Source organism: Burkholderia humptydooensis, assembly GCF_001513745.1.
GTDB classification, from domain to species: Bacteria; Pseudomonadota; Gammaproteobacteria; order Burkholderiales; family Burkholderiaceae; genus Burkholderia; species Burkholderia humptydooensis.
The window spans coordinates 660,238-679,946 of record NZ_CP013380.1 but is presented as its reverse complement, the minus strand read 5'-3'; the positions used below and the strand labels follow the sequence as shown (position 1 = coordinate 679,946).

At 68.5% G+C, this 19,709-nt stretch carries 18 protein-coding genes; 7 read left to right on the top strand and 11 right to left on the bottom strand.

Annotated elements, in window-relative coordinates; translation table 11 throughout:
- The first annotated feature begins 33 nt into the window (after nt 1–33).
- Entirely contained in the window at nt 34–1,236 is a 1,203-nt protein-coding gene (locus AQ610_RS03155; RefSeq protein ID WP_006025239.1) for an MFS transporter, read from the top strand.
- A gap of 102 nt (nt 1,237–1,338) precedes the next feature.
- Here AQ610_RS03155 and gap read toward each other — a convergent pair whose 3' ends face one another.
- Both gap and tkt read right to left on the bottom strand, forming a co-directional pair.
- Nucleotides 1,339–2,349: a type I glyceraldehyde-3-phosphate dehydrogenase gene (gene gap, locus AQ610_RS03150; protein WP_006025238.1), complete on the bottom strand. Its 1,011-nt coding sequence runs from the start codon at nt 2,347–2,349 to the stop codon at nt 1,339–1,341.
- Nucleotides 2,350–2,439: 90 nt separating this feature from the next.
- Entirely contained in the window at nt 2,440–4,512 is a 2,073-nt protein-coding gene (gene tkt, locus AQ610_RS03145; protein ID WP_006025237.1) for a transketolase, read from the bottom strand.
- A gap of 219 nt (nt 4,513–4,731) precedes the next feature.
- On the opposite strand from tkt, the gene speE reads away from it, so the two are divergent.
- Genes speE through AQ610_RS03130 form a run of 3 tightly spaced genes read left to right on the top strand, consistent with a single transcriptional unit; the run spans nt 4,732 to nt 6,809 of the window.
- Nucleotides 4,732–5,589 (top strand): polyamine aminopropyltransferase, encoded by an 858-nt coding sequence (gene speE / locus AQ610_RS03140; RefSeq protein ID WP_006025236.1) that lies wholly within the window; start codon nt 4,732–4,734, stop codon nt 5,587–5,589.
- 39 nt (nt 5,590–5,628) lie between these two features.
- Nucleotides 5,629–6,045, top strand: coding sequence for a VOC family protein (locus AQ610_RS03135; RefSeq protein WP_009913606.1), 417 nt, complete (start codon nt 5,629–5,631; stop codon nt 6,043–6,045).
- Entirely contained in the window at nt 6,042–6,809 is a 768-nt protein-coding gene (locus AQ610_RS03130; protein WP_006025234.1) for a 16S rRNA (uracil(1498)-N(3))-methyltransferase, read from the top strand. The genes AQ610_RS03135 and AQ610_RS03130 overlap by 4 nt, the downstream gene beginning before the upstream one ends.
- Nucleotides 6,810–7,029: 220 nt before the next feature.
- On the opposite strand, the gene AQ610_RS03125 is transcribed toward AQ610_RS03130, so the two are convergent.
- The 3 genes from AQ610_RS03125 to AQ610_RS03115 form a co-directional block, all read right to left on the bottom strand.
- Nucleotides 7,030–7,593, bottom strand: coding sequence for a barstar family protein (locus tag AQ610_RS03125; RefSeq protein ID WP_009889020.1), 564 nt, complete (start codon nt 7,591–7,593; stop codon nt 7,030–7,032).
- A gap of 16 nt (nt 7,594–7,609) precedes the next feature.
- Complete coding sequence (locus AQ610_RS03120; RefSeq protein WP_006025232.1) at nt 7,610–8,050, bottom strand: ribonuclease; 441 nt, start codon at nt 8,048–8,050, stop codon at nt 7,610–7,612.
- 326 nt (nt 8,051–8,376) lie between these two features.
- Nucleotides 8,377–10,680: an NADP-dependent malic enzyme gene (locus tag AQ610_RS03115; protein WP_043282276.1), complete on the bottom strand. Its 2,304-nt coding sequence runs from the start codon at nt 10,678–10,680 to the stop codon at nt 8,377–8,379.
- Nucleotides 10,681–10,880: 200 nt separating this feature from the next.
- Between AQ610_RS03115 and thiL the strand changes: the two genes are divergently transcribed.
- Genes thiL through AQ610_RS03100 form a run of 3 tightly spaced genes read left to right on the top strand, consistent with a single transcriptional unit; the run spans nt 10,881 to nt 13,000 of the window.
- The gene (gene thiL, locus AQ610_RS03110) at nt 10,881–11,882 is read left to right on the top strand and encodes a thiamine-phosphate kinase (protein ID WP_006025230.1); all 1,002 of its coding nucleotides are present in this window, start codon (nt 10,881–10,883) and stop codon (nt 11,880–11,882) included.
- Entirely contained in the window at nt 11,872–12,456 is a 585-nt protein-coding gene (locus AQ610_RS03105) for a phosphatidylglycerophosphatase A family protein (RefSeq protein ID WP_006025229.1), read from the top strand. The genes thiL and AQ610_RS03105 overlap by 11 nt, the downstream gene beginning before the upstream one ends.
- Before the next feature lie 43 nt (nt 12,457–12,499).
- Complete coding sequence (locus AQ610_RS03100) at nt 12,500–13,000, top strand: CinA family protein (protein WP_006025228.1); 501 nt, start codon at nt 12,500–12,502, stop codon at nt 12,998–13,000.
- A gap of 16 nt (nt 13,001–13,016) precedes the next feature.
- Here the strand turns inward: AQ610_RS03100 and pyrF are convergent, their stop codons facing one another.
- The 6 genes from pyrF to AQ610_RS03070 all read right to left on the bottom strand — a co-directional run bounded on the left by pyrF (nt 13,017) and on the right by AQ610_RS03070 (nt 19,670).
- Nucleotides 13,017–13,844, bottom strand: a complete 828-nt coding sequence (pyrF, locus tag AQ610_RS03095; RefSeq protein ID WP_006025227.1) for an orotidine-5'-phosphate decarboxylase — start codon at nt 13,842–13,844, stop codon at nt 13,017–13,019.
- A 96-nt stretch (nt 13,845–13,940) separates the two neighbouring features.
- Nucleotides 13,941–15,014 carry an aldose 1-epimerase gene (locus AQ610_RS03090; protein ID WP_009913618.1) on the bottom strand — a complete coding sequence of 358 codons (1,074 nt, stop codon included), beginning with the start codon at nt 15,012–15,014 and terminating at the stop codon, nt 13,941–13,943.
- 46 nt (nt 15,015–15,060) lie between these two features.
- Nucleotides 15,061–15,885 (bottom strand): SDR family NAD(P)-dependent oxidoreductase, encoded by an 825-nt coding sequence (locus tag AQ610_RS03085; RefSeq protein ID WP_006025225.1) that lies wholly within the window; start codon nt 15,883–15,885, stop codon nt 15,061–15,063.
- Between the two features lie 29 nt (nt 15,886–15,914).
- On the bottom strand, nt 15,915–16,919 hold the full coding sequence (araH, locus tag AQ610_RS03080) for an L-arabinose ABC transporter permease AraH (RefSeq protein ID WP_006025224.1): 1,005 nt from the start codon (nt 16,917–16,919) through the stop codon (nt 15,915–15,917).
- Between the two features lie 114 nt (nt 16,920–17,033).
- A complete protein-coding gene (gene araG / locus AQ610_RS03075; protein ID WP_006025223.1) occupies nt 17,034–18,545 on the bottom strand; it encodes an L-arabinose ABC transporter ATP-binding protein AraG in 1,512 nt (503 codons plus the stop codon).
- A 129-nt stretch (nt 18,546–18,674) separates the two neighbouring features.
- A complete protein-coding gene (locus tag AQ610_RS03070; protein ID WP_009913621.1) occupies nt 18,675–19,670 on the bottom strand; it encodes an arabinose ABC transporter substrate-binding protein in 996 nt (331 codons plus the stop codon).
- Nucleotides 19,671–19,709: the final 39 nt, after the last annotated feature.

Sequence of the window (19,709 nt, the reverse complement as noted above, 5' to 3'; positions counted from 1 at the left end):
TTTCCACCCCCATCCTTCTTCGCCACGCGCCTCATGAATTCCGTCACCGCCACCCCGCCCGCGCTGACGCGCGGGATGACGCTGCTGTTCGCATGCGCCTGCGGCATCGTCATCGGCAACCTCTACTATTCGCAGCCGCTCCTCGCGGCGATCGCCGCGAGCTTCGGGCGCAAACCCGCCGAGCTCGGCTATCTCGTCACGCTGACGCAGCTCGGCTACGCGGCGAGCCTCCTCGTCGTCGTGCCGCTCGGCGACGTCGTCAATCGCCACACGCTGATCGTGCGGCTGCTGATCGCCAACATCGTCGCGCTCGTCGCGGTCGCGTCGAGTACGAGCTACGGCTTCTTCATCGCGGCGAACATGTGCATCGGCTTCGTCACGTGCTCGACGCAGTTGCTCGTGCCGTTCGCCGCGTCGCTCGCCGGCGACGCGGCGCGCGGCCGCGCAGTCGGCACCGTGATGAGCGGCCTCCTGCTCGGCATTCTGCTCGCGCGCGTCGCATCTGGCGCGATCGCCGACTGGCTCGGCTGGCGCGCCGTCTACGCGATCGCGGCGCTGATGGTGCTGTTGCTGGCGGGCGTGCTCGCCGCGAAGCTGCCGAAGGATCGCCGCGACGCGCGCATCGACTACGCGGCGCTGATGAAGTCGCTCGCCGCGCTCGTGCGCACGCAGCCGCTGATCGCGCTGCGCTGCGCATATGGCGCGCTCGTATTCGCCTGTTTCAGCCTGCTGTGGACGGGCCTCACGTTTTTGCTCAGCCAGCCGCCGTATGGCTATACGGAAGGCCGGATCGGCCTGTTCGGCATCGTCGGCGCGGTGGGCGCGCTCGCCGCGGCTTCGGCGGGAAGGCTCGTCGACCGCGGGCACGGCAACGCGGCGACCGGCCTGTTCGCCGCGGCGGTGCTCGCGTCGTTCGCGCCGATCGCGGCGGGCGGGCAGTCGCTCGCCGCGCTGATCGTCGGCATCCTGTTGCTCGACGTCGGCGTGCAGGGCCTGCACATCTCGAACCAGAGCGTGATCTACGCGCTCGCCGGCGACGCGCGCAGCCGCGTCACGACGATCTATCTGACGAGCTATTTCATCGGCGGCGCGCTCGGCTCGGGCGCGGCGGGCGCCGCGTTCGGCCTTGACGGCTGGCGCGGCGTCTGCATCGCAGGTGCGATCCTGTCGGGCGGGCTCGTCGCGCTGTGGGGCGCGTCGCAGCGCGTCGGCGCGCGGCGACAGGCAGCGCCATAAGCGGCGGCGACAAAAGCGGGCAGCGACAAAAAAGCCCGGCAGGCAGCCGGACCGGGCTCGGTCGCGACGCGGGCCGCCGCGAGGCGGCCCGCGCGTGCGGGATCACTTCGCGTTCGCGAGCGCGATCGCCGTATCCAGCATGCGGTTCGAGAAGCCCCACTCGTTGTCGTACCAGCTCGACACCTTGACGAGGCGGCCCGACACCTTCGTGAGCGTCGCGTCGAACGTCGACGAAGCCGGGTTGTGGTTGAAGTCGATCGACACGAGCGGCGCGTCGTTGTAGCCGAGGATGCCCTTCAGCGCGCCTTCCGACGCTTCCTTCATGATCGCGTTGACTTCGGCCACCGTCGTGTCGCGCTTCGCGATGAACGACAGGTCGACGATCGACACGTTGATGGTCGGCACGCGGATCGCGTAGCCGTCGAGCTTGCCGTTCAGCTCCGGCAGCACGAGGCCGACGGCCGCTGCCGCCCCCGTCTTCGTCGGGATCTGGCTGTGCGTCGCCGAGCGCGCGCGGCGCAGGTCTTCGTGGTAGACGTCCGTCAGCACCTGGTCGTTCGTGTACGCGTGGATCGTCGTCATCAGGCCGGTTTCGAGGCCGATCTTGTCGTTCAGCGGCTTGACGAGCGGCGCGAGGCAGTTCGTCGTGCACGACGCGTTCGAGATCACGGTGTGCTCGGCCTTCAGCACGTCGTGGTTCACGCCGTAGACGACCGTCGCGTCGACGTCCTTGCCGCCCGGCGCCGAGATGATCACCTTCTTCGCGCCGCCCTTGAGGTGCGCGCTCGCCTTTTCCTTCGACGTGAAGAAGCCCGTGCATTCCAACACGACGTCGACGCCCAGCTCGCCCCACGGCAACTCGGCCGGGTTGCGGTTCGCGAGCACGCGGATCTTGTCGCCGTTCACGATGAGGTAATCGCCGTCGACCGACACTTCACCCGGGAACTTGCCGTGCGCGGTGTCGTACTGCGTCAGGTGCGCGTTGGTCTTCGCGTCGCCCAGATCGTTGATCGCAACGATCTCGAGATCGTGCTTCTTGCCGTTTTCGTAGAAGGCGCGCAGCGTGTTGCGGCCGATGCGGCCGTAACCGTTGATTGCAACGCGAATCGTCATGATGTATCTCCTGATGGCTGAAAAAATACTTCGTGCAGCTTCACGCGCGCCCGGCCGGCGCGGGGCACGGCCGCCCGGGCGTCGATTGGGTTACGCGAGCACCGCCTTCGCCGTTTCGACCACGTGCTCGACGGTGAAGCCGAAATGCTTGAACAGCACGCCAGCCGGAGCCGACTCGCCGAACGTGTCGATGCCAACCACGCCGCCTTCGAGGCCCACGTACTTGCGCCAGAAACCGGTGACGCCCGCTTCGATAGCGACGCGGCGCACGCCGTGCGGCAGCACGCGCTCGCGGTACTCGGCGCTCTGGCGGTCGAACACGTCGGTGGACGGCATCGACACGACGCGCGCGGCGATCCCCTGCCGCGCGAGCGGCTCGACCGCCTTCATCGCGAGCTCGACCTCCGAGCCCGTCGCGATCAGGATGATCTTGCGCGCGACGATCTCTTCGTCCCAGTCGCGCAGCACGTAGCCGCCCTTCTCGACGTTCGCGAGCTGCGCGTCGGTGCGCGCGTTGAACGCGAGGTTCTGGCGGCTGAAGATCAGGCACGACGGATTCTGGTGCGCGACCGCGTGGGTCCACGCGACGGCCGTCTCGACCGTGTCCGCCGGACGCCAGACGTCGAGGTTCGGGATCAGGCGCAGGCTCGCGACATGCTCGACCGACTGGTGCGTCGGGCCGTCTTCGCCGAGGCCGATCGAATCGTGCGTGAACACGAAGATCGACGGCACCTTCATCAGCGCGGCGACGCGCAGCGCGTTGCGGCTGTAGTCGGAGAACGTGAGGAACGTGCCGCCGAACGGCTTGTAGCCGCCGTGCAGCACGAGGCCGTTGATCGCGGCGCTCATGCCGAATTCGCGCACGCCGTAGTTGATATGGTTGCCCCACTGGACGCCCGGGCCGTCCGCATTCGCGCGCACCGCCTTCGACGCCTTCCAGTTCGTGAGGTTCGAGCCCGTCAGGTCGGCCGAGCCGCCGAGCAGTTCGGGCAGCACCGCCGCGAGCCCTTCGATCGTCTGCTGCGACGCCTTGCGGGTCGCGACCGTCTCGCCGCGCTCGTTCGCGCCCGCGACGATCGCCGCGGCCTTCGCGGCCCAGTCGGCCGGCAGCTTGCCCGCCATCCGGCGCTCGAACTCGGCCGCCTCGGCCGGATACTTCGCGCGGTATTGCGCGAACGCCGCGTTCCAGTCGCCTTCGCGGCGCTTGCCCGCCTCCTTCGCATCCCACGCCGCGTAGACTTCCTGCGGGATCACGAACGGCGCCCACTTCCAGCCGAGCGCGTCGCGCGTCTTCGCGATCTCGTCTGCGCCGAGCGGCGCGCCGTGCACGTCGTGGCCGCCCGCCTTGGTCGCCGCGCCGTTGCCGATGCGCGTCTTGCAGCAGATGAGGGTCGGCTTGTCCGAGCCCTTCGCCTTCGCGATCGCCGCGTCGATCGCGTCGACGTCATGGCCGGGCACGTTCGGAATCACGTTCCAGCCGTACGCCTCGAAGCGCTTCGGCGTGTCGTCGTGGAACCAGTTGACGACGTCGCCGTCGATCGAGATGCCGTTGTCGTCGTACAGCGCGATCAGCTTGTTCAGCTTCAGCGTGCCGGCGAGCGAGCAGGCCTCGTGCGAGATGCCTTCCATCAGGCAGCCGTCGCCGACGAACACGTACGTGTGGTGATCGACGATCTTCGCGCCGTCGCGGTTGAACTCGGCGGCCATCAGCGCTTCGCCGAGCGCCATGCCGACCGCGTTCGCGAGGCCCTGGCCGAGCGGGCCCGTCGTCGTCTCGACGCCCGGCGTGATCCCGTATTCCGGGTGGCCCGGCGTCTTCGAATGCAGTTGGCGGAAATTCTTCAGCTCTTCGATCGGCAGATCGTAGCCCGTCAGGTGCAGCAGCGAGTACAGCAGCATCGAGCCGTGGCCGTTCGACAGCACGAAGCGGTCGCGGTCGGCCCAATGCGGGTTCGCCGGATTGTGCTTCAGGTGGCGCGACCACAGCGCGACGCCGATCTCGGCCATGCCCATCGGCATGCCGGGGTGGCCGGAGTTCGCTTGCTGGACGGCGTCCATCGCGAGCGCGCGGATCGCGTTGGCCATCAGGGTGGTGGAGGCGGGAGACGAAGTCGTCATGTCGAGTCCGGAGAACGAGTCGAGAAAACGGGGCACGGGCGGCATCCGAAGCTCGCGGGCCAACCGTTCCCGGCGCGGGGTGCGGCGCCGGCAGGACGCAAAGCGGACGAGCAGACGGACGAGGTTGCAAAGCGGGTCATTTTAGCAGATGCCCTTCGCGCGAGCCTTGTCGGAATCCGCCCGTCCGTGCGGTTTCTCGGCCATCTTCCCACCCTCTATAATTCGGACTATCGGAACCGCCCCGCCCGACCCGCGCCCGCCGCCTTGAGCACCACTCTCCTCTTCCACCCGACCCCCGACGTCGCCTACGGCTTCCCGAACGCCCGGCGGCTCGCGCGCATCGAATCCGAGCATCAGCAGATCGAGGTCTGGGACACGGCGCTGCTCGGGCGGCTCTTCACGCTCGACGGCCGGCCGATGACGTCGGTCGGCGACGAGTTCGTCTATCACGAATGCATGACGCATCCGGCCGCGCTCGCGCATCCGGCGCCGAGGAAGGCGCTCGTCCTGGGCGGCGGCGACGGCGGCGCCGCGCGCCAGCTCCTCAGGCATCCATGCATCGAGCGGATCGTCGTCGCGGAGCTCGATGCCGCCGTCGTCGACATGGCGCGCCGCTATCTCGCCGACGTCCACCAGGGCGCCCTCGACGATCCGCGCGTCGAGCTCGTGATCGGCGACGCCGCGCGCTACGTCGGCCACGCGTGCGAGCACTTCGACCTCGTCGTATTCGATCTGACGCCGCCCGACTCGCCCGCGGCGGGCCTCTACACGCCCGAGTTCTACGCGCGCCTGAAGCGCATCCTGACGCCGCAGGGCGCGGTGTCGCTGCATCTCGGCTCGCCGCTCTTTCACAAAGCGCGCATCGCCGCGCTGCTCGCCGGGCTGCGCGCGAGCTTCGCGGTGGTCGCGCCGCTTTGCGCGCACGTGCCGCTGTATGGCTCGCCGTGGTTGATGGCGATCGCGAGCGACGCGCTCGACGCGGCATCGCTGTTCGCGCACGACGTCGAGGCGCGGCTCGCCGAGCGGCGCATCGAAGGCTTGCGCTTCTATGACGCGAAGCTGCATCCCGCACTCTTCACGCTGCCGCACGCGCTGCGCGATACTCTCGGCGTGCATCGCTAAGTTCGGCGAAGCATCCGCCTTTCCCGCAGGAGAACCCGCATGACCGACCCACGGCCGGCCGACGTGCCCTGGTTGACCCCTTATCTGACGGTGCGCAACGCGCAGGCGTCGATTCAGTTCTTTAGCGACGCGTTCGGCTTCGAGAAGCGCGATTTGATCGACGAAGACGGCGCGATCATGCACGTCGAGATGTCGTACCGCGGCCAGTTGATCGTAATGTTCGCGCCCGAGGGCGCGTTCGGCTCGACGGCGCGCACGCCGCGGCGCGCGGGCGCCGTCGCGCCGCAGTCGTTCTATCTGTACGTCGACGACGTCGATGCGACCTACCGCCGCGCGCTCGACGCGGGCGCGAAATCGCTGACCGCGCCGCAGGACCAGTTCTGGGGCGATCGCTTCGCGCAGATCGAGGATCTCGACGGCTACCGCTGGGCGCTCGCGCGGCGCATCGCCGCATGAGCGGCGCCGCCACGACCGCGGCGGTGCCGCGCTTTTTCGTCGACGCGGCGTTGCAAGCCGACGCCACGCTCCCGCTGCCGGTCGACGTCGCGCGTCACGCGCAGGTGCTGCGGCTGCAGCCTGGCGACTTGCTCGCGCTGTTCGACGGCACGGGCGGCCAGTACCGCGCGCGGATCGTCGAGATCGACAGGCGCGGCGCGCTCGCCCGGATCGACGCGTTCGAGCCCGTGGAAGCGGAGCCACCGTACCGCGTGACGCTCGCGCAGGGCATCGCCGGCGGCGACAAGATGGACTGGGTGATCGAAAAGGCGGTCGAGCTCGGCGTCGCGGCGGTTGCGCCGCTGTCGACCGCGCGCGGCGTCGTCAAGCTGTCGGGCGAGCGTGCGGACAAGCGCGTGTCGCACTGGCGAGGCGTCGTGCGCGCGTCGTGCGAGCAGTGTGGCCGCAATCGCGTGCCGGATGTCGCGCCGGTGCGCGGCTTCGACGCGTGGCTCGACGCGCTGCCCGCCGCGCCGGCCGAAGGCGAGCTGCGCCTGCTGCTGTCGCCGCGCGCGAGCGTGCCGTTCGCATTGCTGCCCGACGCGCCGCCCGCCGGCGACGTCACGTTGCTGATCGGCCCGGAAGGCGGGCTGTCGCCCGACGAGGAGCGGGCCGCGCGCGCGCGGGGCTTCGCCGCGCTGTCGCTCGGCCCGCGCGTGCTGCGCACCGAGACGGCGGGTGCGGCCGTGCTCGCCGCGCTTGCCGCGCGCTGGGGCGGATGGTGACGCGCCGCGACCGTCAGGCGCGCGTCAGCCGGCCGCGAGCGGCGGCGCGACGGCCGCGATGACGGGGCCAAACCCAAACCGCGATTTTCCCGAAAAATAGCGCGTGATGAAAGACTGTTGCCGGGTGAATGCGCGCTTCGGCCGCCCGCTTGCCGCGGCGGGCCGCAGACGCAAAAAACCCGCGCGAAGGCGGGCTTTCGACGGGCCGAGCGGCCCGGAATTACGCGAACGAGTAGAAGACGCGGAACGCGACCTTGCGCTCGGCCCAGAATTCCGCCGCTTCGCGGAACACGTCGAGCAGCGTCTCGCGCCCTTCCTTGTCGAACTTGTGCGCGATCGGGAGCGCCTCGAGCACGATCACGAAGCCGGGCTGGGCGCCCGCCTTGTGGACGAGATCCGTCAGGCAATCGTACAGCGCGTCGTAGTTCTTGCCGAAGTGCTTGGGAAACAGGAACGACGTCGCGATCGTCTCCAGCACTTCCTGCTTCGATTGGGCATTCCCGCAGTACGCATACAGGAAATGCTGGCCGAGCTGATTCGCTTCATCGGCAAGATCCTGCACGCGGAATGCACGGATCGACTGCACGAGATTCGGTCGCACGGTCGCAAAAAGGCTCATAGGCTCCTCGATGGATGAAAGCCCGGGGCTGGCCGCGCCGTCGGGCGCTCCGCCGGCGTGCGCCGTCATGCGCATCTGCATGACGCGCTGGAACAGGTTGCCGTCGCCGGCCGCGAACAGATCCGCCGCAGCCGATGTATCGCGCGCGTAGGTGTTGTCGCTCATGCCGCTCATCCCGAAGTCAATCAACGATACGTTTGAAACTGTTGTAGTGGTCGTCGGTGTAATAACAATTGTCGACGCGCCTCAAGGGACCGCCACAGACGATGCGCCGCGCGCCGCGGTTGCGGGCCCTCGGCGTCGGCACCGTGTACTCGTGGTAATAGCCGCGCCGCATCTTCGGCAAGATCCGTTCGTAGTTGCCGAATACCGCGCCGTCTTTCTCGTACGGATAGGGGCCGCCCGCGGCGATCAGGCTCAGCGTGCTCGCTGCCTCGCGCGGCAATCGGGATGCGGGGAGCGTGTCGACCTGCGCCGCCGCCCCGTTTGCCGCGGCGGCTTCCCGTGCGTATGCGGCGGAAACCAGACTGCCCGGCGAAGCGCCGATGTTGCCTATCGCGACGATCGCGACGATCGCGAAGACGGACGCGAGCGCGCCGTTGCGGAGCCACTTGCGTGCCATAAACGAGGGTTCCCGCTGTTAAATCAATAAGTTGACGACCAAGAAAGGCGTAAGCGTAGCGCTAATACACGCGGGAATCAATGCTCGTTAGGTAAATGAAAGGATAAAACAGCACCCATCGGCGCTATTTTTATCTTTTTTAAGCTAAAAATTGCTTACATGAGTTAAGATTGCCATGACGACGTCAACTGCGGCGGGTTTCTGCCTCCTCGCCGCCTCTTGCGGCCCAAGGGTGGCGTCGTCGGCTTCGGGAAGGCGCTTTCTCCGCCATGCTCGACGGCGCGCCCGCGATGGGCGCGCCTTTTTTTATCGTCGGGTAATTTCGCTCAACGCACCGCGTTCACGTCGGCAACCAGCAGCGCCGTCATGTTGACGATCCGGCGCACGGTTGCCGATTCGGTCAGCACGTGCACGGGTTGCGCGGCGCCGAGCAGGATCGGTCCGATCGCGATGTTGTTGCCGGCCGCCGTCTTCAGCAGGTTGTATGCGATGTTCGCTGCGTCGATGTTCGGCAGCACGAGCAGGTTGGCTTCGCCCTCGAGCGTCGATTCGGGCAGGATCTCCTTGCGCAGCGCCGCGTCGAGCGCGACGTCGCCGTGCATCTCGCCGTCGACGTGCAGTTCCGGCACGCGTTCGTGCAGGATCGCAAGCGTATCGCGCATCTTCTGCGCGGAAGGCGCGTTGCTCGTGCCGAAGTTCGAGTGCGACAGCAGCGCGACCTTCGGCTCGATGCCGAAGCGGCGCACTTCCTCCGCCGCCATGATCGTGATCTCGGCGAGTTGCTCCGGGGTCGGATCGACGTTCACGTGCGTATCGACGAGGAAGATCTGGCGGCCGGGCAGCACGAGCGCATTCATCGCGCCGTACACGCTGCAGCCGGCGCGCTTGCCGATCACCTGATCGATGAAGTGCAGGTGGCGGTGCGTCGTGCTGATCGTGCCGCAGATCATTCCGTCCGCTTCGCCCTTCTTGACGAGCATCGAGCCGATCAGCGTCGTGCGGCGGCGCATCTCCACGCGCGCGAGCTGCTCGCTGATCCCCTTGCGGGCCATCATCTTGAAGTAGGTCTGCCAGAAATCGCGGTAGCGCTCGTCGTGCTCGGTGTTGACGATCGTGAAATCGACGCCCGGCGTGAGACGCAGGCCGTAGCGCTGGATCCGGTGCTCGATCACGCCTGGGCGGCCGATCAGGATCGGCTTCGCGAGCTTCTCGTCGACGACGATCTGCACCGCGCGCAGCACCCGCTCCTCCTCGCCCTCCGCGAACACGACCCGCTTCTTCTCGGCGGGCGCGCCGCGCGCGATCTGGAACACCGGCTTCATCGTCGTGCCGCTGTGGTAGACGAACTGCTGCAGGTGGACCTTGTACGCCTCCATGTCCTCGATCGGACGGGTCGCGACGCCGCCGTCCATCGCCGCCTGCGCGACCGCGGGCGCGATCTTCACGATGAGGCGCGGATCGAACGGCTTCGGAATCAGATATTCGGGACCGAACGACAGATCCTGAATCCCGTATGCGGTCGCGACGATGTCGCTCTGCTCCTGCTGCGCGAGCTTGGCGATCGCATTGACGGCGGCGATCTCCATCTCGCGGGTGATCGTCGTCGCGCCGACGTCGAGCGCGCCGCGGAAGATGAACGGAAAGCACAGGACGTTGTTGACCTGGTTCGGGTAGTCGGTGCGGCCCGTGGCGAGCACGGCGTCCGGGCGCGCCTCGAGCGCGACTTCCGGCAGGATTTCCGGGGTCGGATTCGCAAGCGCGAGAATCAGCGGGCGCTCGGCCATCGTCTTCACCATGTCGGCCTTCAGCACGCCGGCCGCCGACAGGCCGAGGAAGATGTCCGCGCCGCCGATCACTTCGGACAGCGTGCGCGCACCGGTTTCGCGCGCGAAACGCTCCTTGTCCGGGTCCATCAGCTCGGTGCGGCCCTTGTAGACGACGCCCGCCAGGTCCGTCACCGTGATGTTCTCGAGCGGCAGGCCGAGGTCGACGAGCAAATCGAGGCACGCGAGCGCCGCGGCGCCCGCGCCCGACGCGACGAGCTTCACTTCCTTGATGCTCTTGCCGACGACCTTCAGCCCGTTCGTGACCGCCGCCGCGACGACGATCGCGGTGCCGTGCTGGTCGTCGTGGAACACCGGGATCTTCATCCGCTTGCGCGCTTCGCGCTCGACGATGAAGCAGTCCGGCGCCTTGATGTCCTCGAGGTTGATCCCGCCGAACGTCGGTTCGAGCGCGGCGATCACGTCGACGAGCTTGTGCGGATCGGACTCGTTGAGCTCGATGTCGAACACGTCGATCCCGGCGAACTTCTTGAAGAGGACCGCCTTGCCCTCCATCACCGGCTTCGACGCGAGCGGACCGATGTTGCCGAGGCCAAGCACCGCGGTGCCGTTCGTCACGACGCCGACGAGGTTGCTGCGCGCGGTGAAGCGCGCGGCGTTCAGCGGGTTCTCGACGATCTCCTCGCACGCGAACGCGACGCCCGGCGAATAGGCGAGCGCGAGATCGCGCTGGTTGATCATCTGCTTGGTCGATGCGATCGCGATTTTGCCCGGTGTCGGGAATTCGTGGTAATCGAGAGCGGCTTCGCGGAGTTTTTCTTTCGAGGAGGAGGACGAGGTGGACATGTGTCTCTACGGGGGGCTGCGGATTAGAATACCTGTTCGGCGCATTGTAGCGCCAATCCCACACGTAAAATTGTCGATTAGGGTTTGACAGCCGCGACCGAAACGTCACGAATCGGCCGCGCGCGGGCCGCCGCGCCGTCTGGCCGCAGCCCGAAGCGCCTTACAATGAGCGTCATCCCAACGCTCGAACATCCGCGCCCGTGGCCCATCCTTCCCTCTCGGAATTCTCGTTAATCGATCGCTTCTTCGCGCGCCACGCGAAAGGGCCACATGCGCGCGCCGCGCTCGGCATTGGCGACGACTGCGCGCTGCTTGCGCCGCAACCGGGCAAGATGCTGGCGATTTCGACGGACATGCTGGTCGAAGGCCGACACTTCCTCGCCGACGTCGATCCGCGCGCGCTCGGCCACAAGACGCTCGCCGTCAATTTGTCCGACCTGGCCGCGATGGGCGCCGTGCCGCGCGCGTTCACGCTCGCGTGCGCGCTGCCGCGCGCCGACGCCGACTGGCTCGAGGCGTTCTCCGACGGCCTCTTCGCGCTCGCGGACCGCCACGGCTGCGAGCTGATCGGCGGCGACACGACGAGCGGGCCGCTCAACCTGTGCGTCACCGTGTTCGGCGACGTCGCAGCCAACGCCGCGCTGCGCCGCGACGCCGCACGCGACGGCGACGACGTCTGGATATCCGGCGTGCTCGGCGACGCGCGCGCCGGCCTCGGCGTGATCCGCGGCGAATGGCGGGCGGGCGGGCGCGAGACAGCCGCGTTCCGGGCCGCGCTCGAGTGGCCGGAGCCGCGCGTCGCGCTCGGCGTCGCGCTCGCGGGCATCGCGCACGCGGCGCTCGACGTGTCCGACGGCCTCGCGGGTGATCTGCCGCACATCCTCGAGCGCTCGAACGTGCGCGCCGACGTGAACGTCGACGCGGTGCCGCGCTCGGCCGCGCTCGCGGCGCTGCCCGCCGACGTACAGCGCCGCTGCATGCTCGAAGGCGGCGACGACTACGAGCTGTGCTTCACGGCAGCGCCGTCCGCGCGCACCGCGATCGAGGCGGCCGGCGCGCGCACGGGCGTGGCCGTCACGCGGATCGGTACAATACGCGGCTTGTCCGCGCCGACGGACGCGCGCGCCGTCACGTGGCGCGACGCGTCGGGCGCGCCGCTTTCGCTCACGCTGCACGGTTTCGATCATTTCCATGCCAACTGACCCGACGCCCCGTCCGGCCGACTCCGCCGACCAGCCCGGCCAGGCGCCCTCGCCCGCGCCGCAGCGGGAGCCGCAGAAGATCGCGCGCCGCCGCGCGACCGTGCGGTTCATGTTCTCGCATCCGGTGCACATCGTGTCGCTCGGCTTCGGCAGCGGCCTCGCGCCGTTCATGCCCGGCACCTTCGGCACGATATTCGGCTGGCTCACGTTCGTCGCGCTGAACCGCTACCTGACCGTGCCCGAATGGTGGGCGCTCATCGTCGTCGGCTTCGTCGCCGGCATCTGGATGACGGGCTTCACCGCGAAGAAGATGGGCATCGCCGATCCGGGCCCCGCGGTCTGGGACGAGATCGTCGCGATCTGGCTCGTGATGCTGCTCGTCACGCCGGCGACGTTCGTCGAGCAACTATGGGCGTTCGTCGTGTTCCGCTTCTTCGACATGGTGAAGCCGCCGCCCATCCGCTATTTCGACCGGAATTTGAAAGGCGGCTTCGGCATCATGTTCGACGATCTGATCGCCGCGCTGATGACGCTCTTCGTGATCGCGCTGTGGCGCTCGTTCGCCGCGCAGTGACGCCGCGCGCCCGTCCGTCCCCGCTCGCACCGGAACTTCCCGCATGCCAACCGATTCCGTCGTTCACCAGCTCGCCATCCGCGTCGGCAACATGCTGCGCGACGAGCACCTGACGCTCGCCACCGCCGAGTCCTGCACGGGCGGCATGATCGCGACCGCGATCACCGACATCTCCGGCAGCAGCGGCTGGTTCGAGCGGGGCTTCGTCACCTATTCGAACGCCGCGAAGATCGAGATGATCGGCGTGCCCGCCGATCTGATCGACAAGCACGGCGCGGTCAGCGAGCCCGTCGCGCGCGCGATGGTCGAGGGCGCGCTGCGCAACAGCCGCGCGCAGGTCGCGCTCGCCGTCACCGGCGTCGCCGGGCCGGGCGGCGGCTCCGAGCACAAGCCCGTCGGCACCGTGTCCTTCGGCTGGAGCAACCGGCTGCACACGTCGGTCGAGACGCTCGTGTTCAAGGGCGACCGCGAGCAGATCCGCGTGCAGGCAGCCAAGCATGCGCTGCGCGGCCTCATCCAACTGCTCGACGAGCAGGAGCGCTGAAGCGAAGCGCCGGCGCTCAGCGATGCGCGTTGATCGCGTCGCGAGTCTGCCCGGCGACGCGCGCGGCCGCGTCGGCGAAGTCGTCGTCGCGGCTCGCGTACAGGATCGCGCGCGACGAGTTGATCATCATGCCCGCGCCGTCGGCCGTGCGGCCCGCGGCGACGGTCGCGGCGACGTCGCCGCCCTGCGCGCCGATGCCGGGAATCAGCAGCGGCATGTCGCCGACGATCCCGCGCACGGCCTCGATCTCCTTCGGAAACGTCGCGCCGACGACGAGCGCGAGCTGGCCCGTCTTCGCATTCCACTTGTTCGCCGCGAGATCGGCGACGACCTGATAGAGCGGCCGCCCGCCCGTTTCGAGAAACTGCAGGTCCGAGCCGCCCGGATTCGACGTGCGGCACAGCACGATCACGCCCTTGTCCTCGTAAGCGAGATACGGCTCGATCGAATCGAAGCCCATGTACGGATTGACCGTGACCGCGTCCGCGCGATAGCGCTCGAATGCCTCGCGCGCGTATTGCTCGGCGGTGCTGCCGATGTCGCCGCGCTTCGCGTCGAGGATCACGGGCAGGCCGGGATGCTGCAGATGGATGTGCGCGATCAGCCGCTCGAGCTGATCTTCCGCGCGATGCGCGGCGAAGTATGCGATCTGCGGCTTGAACGCACTCGCGAACGGCGCGGTCGCGTCGACGATCTCGCGGCAGAAATCGAAGATCGCATCGGGCTGGTTCTCGAGGCGCGCGGGAAACTTGGTCGGCTCGGGATCGAGACCGACGCACAGCAGCGAATTCGTGCGCTGCCAGGCGGCGCGCAGCGATTCGATGAAGGTAGGCGTGGAAGACATGGCGCTCACTCGCGGCTCGGCGGTTGGGAAGACGCGTATTTTACCTGCGTCGCGACGGGCAATCGCGACTGCGGGCGCGCGCCCAGCCCGCCCGCGCTACGCGATCGGGCGCCGCTTCGATTCGCGGGCGGCGGGCGTCGCGCGCGCATCGGTGCGCGCGACGGTGAAGCGAAAGCGCCGCATCAGGCGCTCGCCCGGCGCGAGCAGCGTCATCCCGTGCGCGGCGGCGCCGCCCGGCAGGTTCACCGCATCGATCGGATGATCGACCGGCTCGAAGCAGAAATACGGCTCGCCGGGCGGCGTATACAGCACATAGCAGTCGGCGTCGGCCGTGACCGTCAGCCCGAGCCGGCGCTGCGGCCACGCGATCGTCGCGCCGCCGCCCCAGCCGGTGAAAGCGTGATTGACGAGCGTGTCCGGCAACGGATACGCGATGCCGAAGCGCCACGCGGCGGGCGCGCCGACATGGCGCGACGGCAGCCAGTCGGGCGTCGCCAGCCACAGCCCGCTCGCGGCGGCCGCGAGCTCGGTCGACGCGTCGCGCACGATGAACGGATGCACGCCGAGCCCGAACGGCAGCCGCATCGCGCCCGTGTTCTCGATGCCGAGCGCGATCGTGAGCGTCGCGCCGTCGAGCGCATAGACCTGCGTCGCGCGATACGCATACGGCGCGCCATTGCTGCGATCGAGCGACAGACACAACTGCGTATCGGTCGCATCGTCGAGCCGCCAGTGCGCGAGCCAGCCGTCGCCGTGAATCGGCACCTGCTCGGTCGAGCGGTTGCGCGGCACGCGCACGAGCCGGCCGTCGCACTCGAAGCGCCCGCCGCCGATCCGGTTCGAGTACGGCAGCAGCGGATAGCACGCGAGCTCGTTCGGATCGGTGCGCGCGCCGGGCGCATCGCAGCGGCGAAAGATCGGCGTGAGCGCGCCGTCGCCGCGCCAGTCGAAGCGCGTGACGCCGCCGCCCAGGTGCGGCGCGACGTCGAGCCGCAGCAGATCGGTCGAGAGCGTCGCGATCGCCGTTTCGGTGACGCCCGCGCCGCGCGCGATCTGCGACGTCTGCGGCCCCGGGCTCACCAGATGCGCGGCGGCCGCGCGCCGCGCGGTGCGCGTCTGCAAGGTTTGCACCGCGTCGGTGGCCGTGGATCGAGAATGCGTCGCGGTCATGATTGCGTCCTCCTGCTTTCGTCGCACTTCGTCATCCGCACGAATGCTATGCCCAGCCGCCGTCGACGACAACGTCCTGCGCGGTGATCATCCGGCTGTCGTCCGCCGCGAGAAAGAGCGCCATCCGCGCGAGGTCGCCCGGCAGCAGCTCGGCGTCGATGCACTGCCCCGCCTTGATCGCCGCGCGGCCCGCGTCGTCGAGCCACAGGCGGCGCTGCTTGTCGGTCATCACCCAGCCCGGCACGAGCGTGTTCACGCGAATGCCGAACGGCCCGAGCTCGCGCGCGAGCGCGCGCGTGAGCCCCTGCACCGCCGCCTTCGCGGTTGCGTAGACCGGATAGCCCGCATTCTTCAGCATCCAGCCAATCGAGCCGAGATTGACGATCGAGCCGCCGCCCAGCCGCTTCATGTCGTCGATCACCGCCTGCGCGGCGAAGAACTGATGGCGCAGGTTCACCGCGATGCTCGCGTCGAACGATTCGGGCGTCACGTCGGCGATCGCGTGGCGCACGTCGTTCGCCGCGTTGTTCACGAGCGCCGCGATCGGGCCGACGCGCGCGCGGATCGCGTCGATCGCGCCGCGCAGCGCGGCGATGTCGGTGAGGTCGCACGCGGCGAACACGGGCGCGTGCGCGGCGTCGGCGAGCCGCGCGGCGAGCGCGCGGCCAGCCTGTTCGTCGAGATCGACGAACGCGACGCGCGCGCCCTGCCGCGCGAAGTGCTCGACGAACGACGCGCCGATGCCCGTCGCGCCGCCCGTGATCAGCACCGCGCGCCCGGCGAGGCTCGGGTAGCGCGCGTAACGTTCGTGTTGCGCGTCTTGTGCATCCTGCGCGCCGTTCGATTCGCGATGCGAAGCAATGTCGGTCATCTGTTCATTCCCGGAAAAGGGCGATGCGCTCAATCGCGCGCGCCGCGGTTCTTCAACTGGTCGAGCAGCACGGCGGCGAGCAGGATCGCGCCGCGCACCAGGTATTGATAGAACGCATCGATATTGAGCAGGTTCATCACGTTCTCGACGGTGCCCATGATCAACACGCCGATCACGACGCCCGAGATCGACGCGCGCCCGCCCGCGAGCGACACGCCGCCCAGCACGCACGCGGAGATCACGTTCAGCTCGAAGCCCTGCGCGGCGTTCGGCTGGCCCGACGTGATCCGCGACGCGAGGATCACGCCCGCGAGCGCGGTCACTGCGCCCTGGATCAGGAAGATGTAGACGCGCGTGCGCTCGACGTTGATCCCGGCGAGCCGCGACGCCTCCGGATTGCCGCCGATCGCGAGCGTGTTGCGGCCGTACACGGTCTGGTTGAGCAGCACGCCGAACACGACGAAGCACACGAGCGTCACCCAGATCGGCAGCGACACGCCGAAGAACGTGAGCCCGCCCAACGCGATGAACGTCTCCGACGACACGCCCACCGCCTGCCCCTTCGACACGATGAAGCCGAGCCCGCGCACGATCTCCATCGTCGCGAGCGTCGTGATCAGCGCGTTGATTCGCAGATACGCGATCACCGCGCCGTTGACGAAGCCGATGGCCGCGCCCGCCGCGACCGCCGCGGCGACAGCGACGAACGTATTGTCGGTCGCGTTGAGCACCATCGCGCACAGCACGCCGGCGAACGCGACCGTCGAGCCGATCGACAGATCGAAATCGCGCGACGCGAGGCAGAACATCATCGTGCACGCGACCATCCCGATCTGCGAGATCGACAGCGCGAGCCCGAGCATGTTGTCGATCGAGAAGAAATGATCGACCGTCAGCGACATCGCGACGAACATCGCCGCGAAGATCGCGACGAGACTGTAATCGGCGGCGTGCTGCCGCCAGCGCTGCCGGTCCTCGGCCGGCACGGCCGCCGCGTGCGCCGCGGCTTGTGGAAGGTTCTCTCTCGCTTGCATGTCGTTTGCTCCTCTGCCGGGCGGCGCGGCCGCCCTTCTCTCCAATCCTCGAATTCGCCGTCCCGCGCGTCGCGCAACGTGATCGCGCCGCGCGTCGCGCCAACCGCGCGTTCGTCATGCGGCGTGCGCGGTCGCGCCCTGCGGCAGCGCGAGATTGAGCACCGCCTCCTCGTTCGCTTCGCCGCGCGCGAGCTCGCCCGCGATCCGTCCTTCGCGCATCACGACGATGCGATCCGATACGCCGAGCACCTCCGGCAGCTCGGACGACACCATCACGATCGCGCAGCCGCGCTTCGCGAGCTCGTAGATCACGCCGTAGATCTCGTGCTTCGCACCGACGTCGATGCCGCGCGTCGGCTCGTCGAGGATCACGACCTTCAGATCCGGCTCGGCGAGCCAGCGCGCGAGAATCGCCTTCTGCTGATTGCCGCCCGACAGGAAGCGGATCTTCTGCCGACGGCTGGGCGTCTTGATCTTCAGCAGCTTGATGAAGCGATCGGCCGTCTCGGCCTCGCGCTTGCGGTCGAGAAAGAGTCCCGCGCGCAGCGCGTGGCGGCGACAACTGATGTTGATGTTCTCGGCGACCGACGCGTGCGCGACGATCCCCTCTTCCTTGCGATCCTCGGGGCACAGCACGATCCCGTGGCGGATCGCGTCGCGCGTCGAGCGGATGTCGAGCGGCTCGCCGTCGAGCGTGAGCGTGCCGCCCGTCCTGCGGTCCGCGCCGTAGATCACGCGCATCAGCTCGCTGCGCCCCGCGCCGACGAGCCCGAAGAAGCCGACGATCTCGCCCGCCCGCACGTCGAAGCTCGCGCCGGCGCGCAGCGTGTCTCCCTCGAGCGCGCGCGCCGACAGACGCACGTCGCCGAGTTCGCGCGGCGCGTAGTGATAGATGTCGCTGATCTCGCGGCCGACCATCTGCCGCACGAGCGTCTCGCGCGGCACGTCCGCGAGCGAGGCGTGCGATGCGACCTGCCGGCCGTCGCGGAAGATCGTGCATGCGTCGCAGAGCCGGTAGATCTCGTCCATCCGGTGCGAGATGTAGATGAGCGCGCGGCCGTCGCGACGCAGATCGTCGACGAGCTTGAACAGCACCTCGGTCTCGCGGTGCGACAGCGAGCTCGTCGGCTCGTCGAGCGCGATCACGCGCGCGTTGCGCAGCAGCGCCTTGCAGATCTCGACCATCTGCCGCTGCGCGATCGACAGCCGCCGCAGCTTCGCCTGCGCATCGAGATCGACGCCCATCGCGCCGAGCCGCTCGCGCACGAAGCGCTGCGCGTCGCGCTTCCTGACCCAGCCGAGCGCGCTCGGCAGCCGGCCGAGCAGCAGGTTCTCGGCCACCGTCAGATCGGGCACGTATTGCAGCTCCTGATGGATCACCGCGATGCCCGCCGCGATCGACGCGGCCGCGCTCGGAAAGCGCATCGCCTGCCCGTCGACGAGCACGCCGCCCGAGTCGGGCTGATATTCGCCGCCGAGAATCTTGAGCAGCGTCGACTTGCCCGCGCCGTTCTCGCCCATCAGGCCGTGCACCTGTCCCGCATGCACGTCGAACGAGATGCCGTCGAGCGCGCGCACGCCGGGAAAGACCTTGCCGATATTGTCAAAACGCAGTGCCGCAGCCACGTCGCCTCCGTCTCCTGCCATGCTTGTCGCCCTGTTGCCCTGTCACCTGCCGCACCGCCGCGCGCATCGCCGCCGCGAGCGCCGCGCATCGCGCGACGCCCGCACCGCGAAAACGCTGGCGCGCTTCGCCTACTTCGCCGCGAGCCCCATCGTCTCGCGCACCTGCGCGACGTTCTCGCGCGTCGCGAGCATGCCCGTCGTCAGCGTGAGCGGCGGTGGCGCCTTGCCTTGCGTGATCCACGCGTACATCAGCTCCGACGTCTCTTCGCCGTGGCGTTTCGGGCTGATGATCACGGTGCCGAAGAAGCCGGTCGGCTGCGGCTTCTTGAACTCGTTGAGCGCCGAGTCCGACCCGCCGATGCCGATGCCGATCATGTCGGCCGCCTTGAAGCCGCGCCCCTCGGCCGCGCGCACCGCGCCGAGCACCGCTTCGTCATTGAGACCGTAGGCGACCCAGTGCTTGAACTTCGGATTCTTCGTGAGCGCGATGTTCGCCGCGTTGAATGCGTTTTCGGTGTCGGTCTTCGCCTGCGCCGCGGCGATCACGTTCGCCTTCGGAAAGCCGGCGGCGACGAGCGCATCGGTCGCGCCCGTCGTGCGGTCATGCGCGGTCGGCAACTGCTCGTACGTGATGTCGATCGCGCCGACTTCGTTCATGTTCCAGCCGCGCTTCCTGATCTCGGCCGCGATCCCGCTGCCGACCTGCTTGCCGATGTCGTATGCGGAGATGCCCATGTGCGGGACCGATTCGATCAGCTTGCCCGCGCCGTCGACGAGCCGGTCGTCGACCGTCATCATCTTCAGGCCGTGCGATTTCGCTTTCGCGACGATGCCCGGCCCGAGCTTCACGTCCGGCGTGCAGATGATGAAGCCCTGCGCCTTCTGCGCGGCGAGATTGTCGATCGCGCTCATCACCTTCTCGCCGGACGGCGCGCCGATCTTCACGAGCGTGAAGCCCTTGTCCTTCGCGGCGAGCTCGGCGAATTTCCATTCGTCCTGGAACCACGGCTCCTCGGGCTGCTTGACGAGGAAGCCGATCTTCACGGGCTCGGCCGCATGCGCGGGCAGGCCCGCCGCCGCGACCGTCGCCGCTGCCGCCAGCGTGATGAACGTTCTGCGTTTCATGTTGCTTGTCTCCTTGTTGTCTCCGTCACCGGAGCCGTC

What these genes read in the sequence shown, in the direction of transcription:
- araH (WP_006025224.1), bottom strand. Translation starts at nt 16,919, where the DNA reads ATGCAAGCGAGAGAGAACCTTCCACAAGCCGCGGCGCACGCGGCGGCC.
- pyrF (WP_006025227.1), bottom strand. Translation starts at nt 13,844, where the DNA reads ATGTCTTCCACGCCTACCTTCATCGAATCGCTGCGCGCCGCCTGGCAG.
- AQ610_RS03070 (WP_009913621.1), bottom strand. Translation starts at nt 19,670, where the DNA reads ATGAAACGCAGAACGTTCATCACGCTGGCGGCAGCGGCGACGGTCGCG.
- AQ610_RS03115 (WP_043282276.1), bottom strand. Translation starts at nt 10,680, where the DNA reads ATGTCCACCTCGTCCTCCTCCTCGAAAGAAAAACTCCGCGAAGCCGCT.
- AQ610_RS03085 (WP_006025225.1), bottom strand. Translation starts at nt 15,885, where the DNA reads ATGACCGACATTGCTTCGCATCGCGAATCGAACGGCGCGCAGGATGCA.
- tkt (WP_006025237.1), bottom strand. Translation starts at nt 4,512, where the DNA reads ATGCCGCCCGTGCCCCGTTTTCTCGACTCGTTCTCCGGACTCGACATG.
- AQ610_RS03135 (WP_009913606.1), top strand. Translation starts at nt 5,629, where the DNA reads ATGACCGACCCACGGCCGGCCGACGTGCCCTGGTTGACCCCTTATCTG.
- AQ610_RS03125 (WP_009889020.1), bottom strand. Translation starts at nt 7,593, where the DNA reads ATGAGCGACAACACCTACGCGCGCGATACATCGGCTGCGGCGGATCTG.
- AQ610_RS03155 (WP_006025239.1), top strand. Translation starts at nt 34, where the DNA reads ATGAATTCCGTCACCGCCACCCCGCCCGCGCTGACGCGCGGGATGACG.
- AQ610_RS03090 (WP_009913618.1), bottom strand. Translation starts at nt 15,014, where the DNA reads ATGACCGCGACGCATTCTCGATCCACGGCCACCGACGCGGTGCAAACC.
- AQ610_RS03100 (WP_006025228.1), top strand. Translation starts at nt 12,500, where the DNA reads ATGCCAACCGATTCCGTCGTTCACCAGCTCGCCATCCGCGTCGGCAAC.
- AQ610_RS03105 (WP_006025229.1), top strand. Translation starts at nt 11,872, where the DNA reads ATGCCAACTGACCCGACGCCCCGTCCGGCCGACTCCGCCGACCAGCCC.
- AQ610_RS03120 (WP_006025232.1), bottom strand. Translation starts at nt 8,050, where the DNA reads ATGGCACGCAAGTGGCTCCGCAACGGCGCGCTCGCGTCCGTCTTCGCG.
- AQ610_RS03130 (WP_006025234.1), top strand. Translation starts at nt 6,042, where the DNA reads ATGAGCGGCGCCGCCACGACCGCGGCGGTGCCGCGCTTTTTCGTCGAC.
- gap (WP_006025238.1), bottom strand. Translation starts at nt 2,349, where the DNA reads ATGACGATTCGCGTTGCAATCAACGGTTACGGCCGCATCGGCCGCAAC.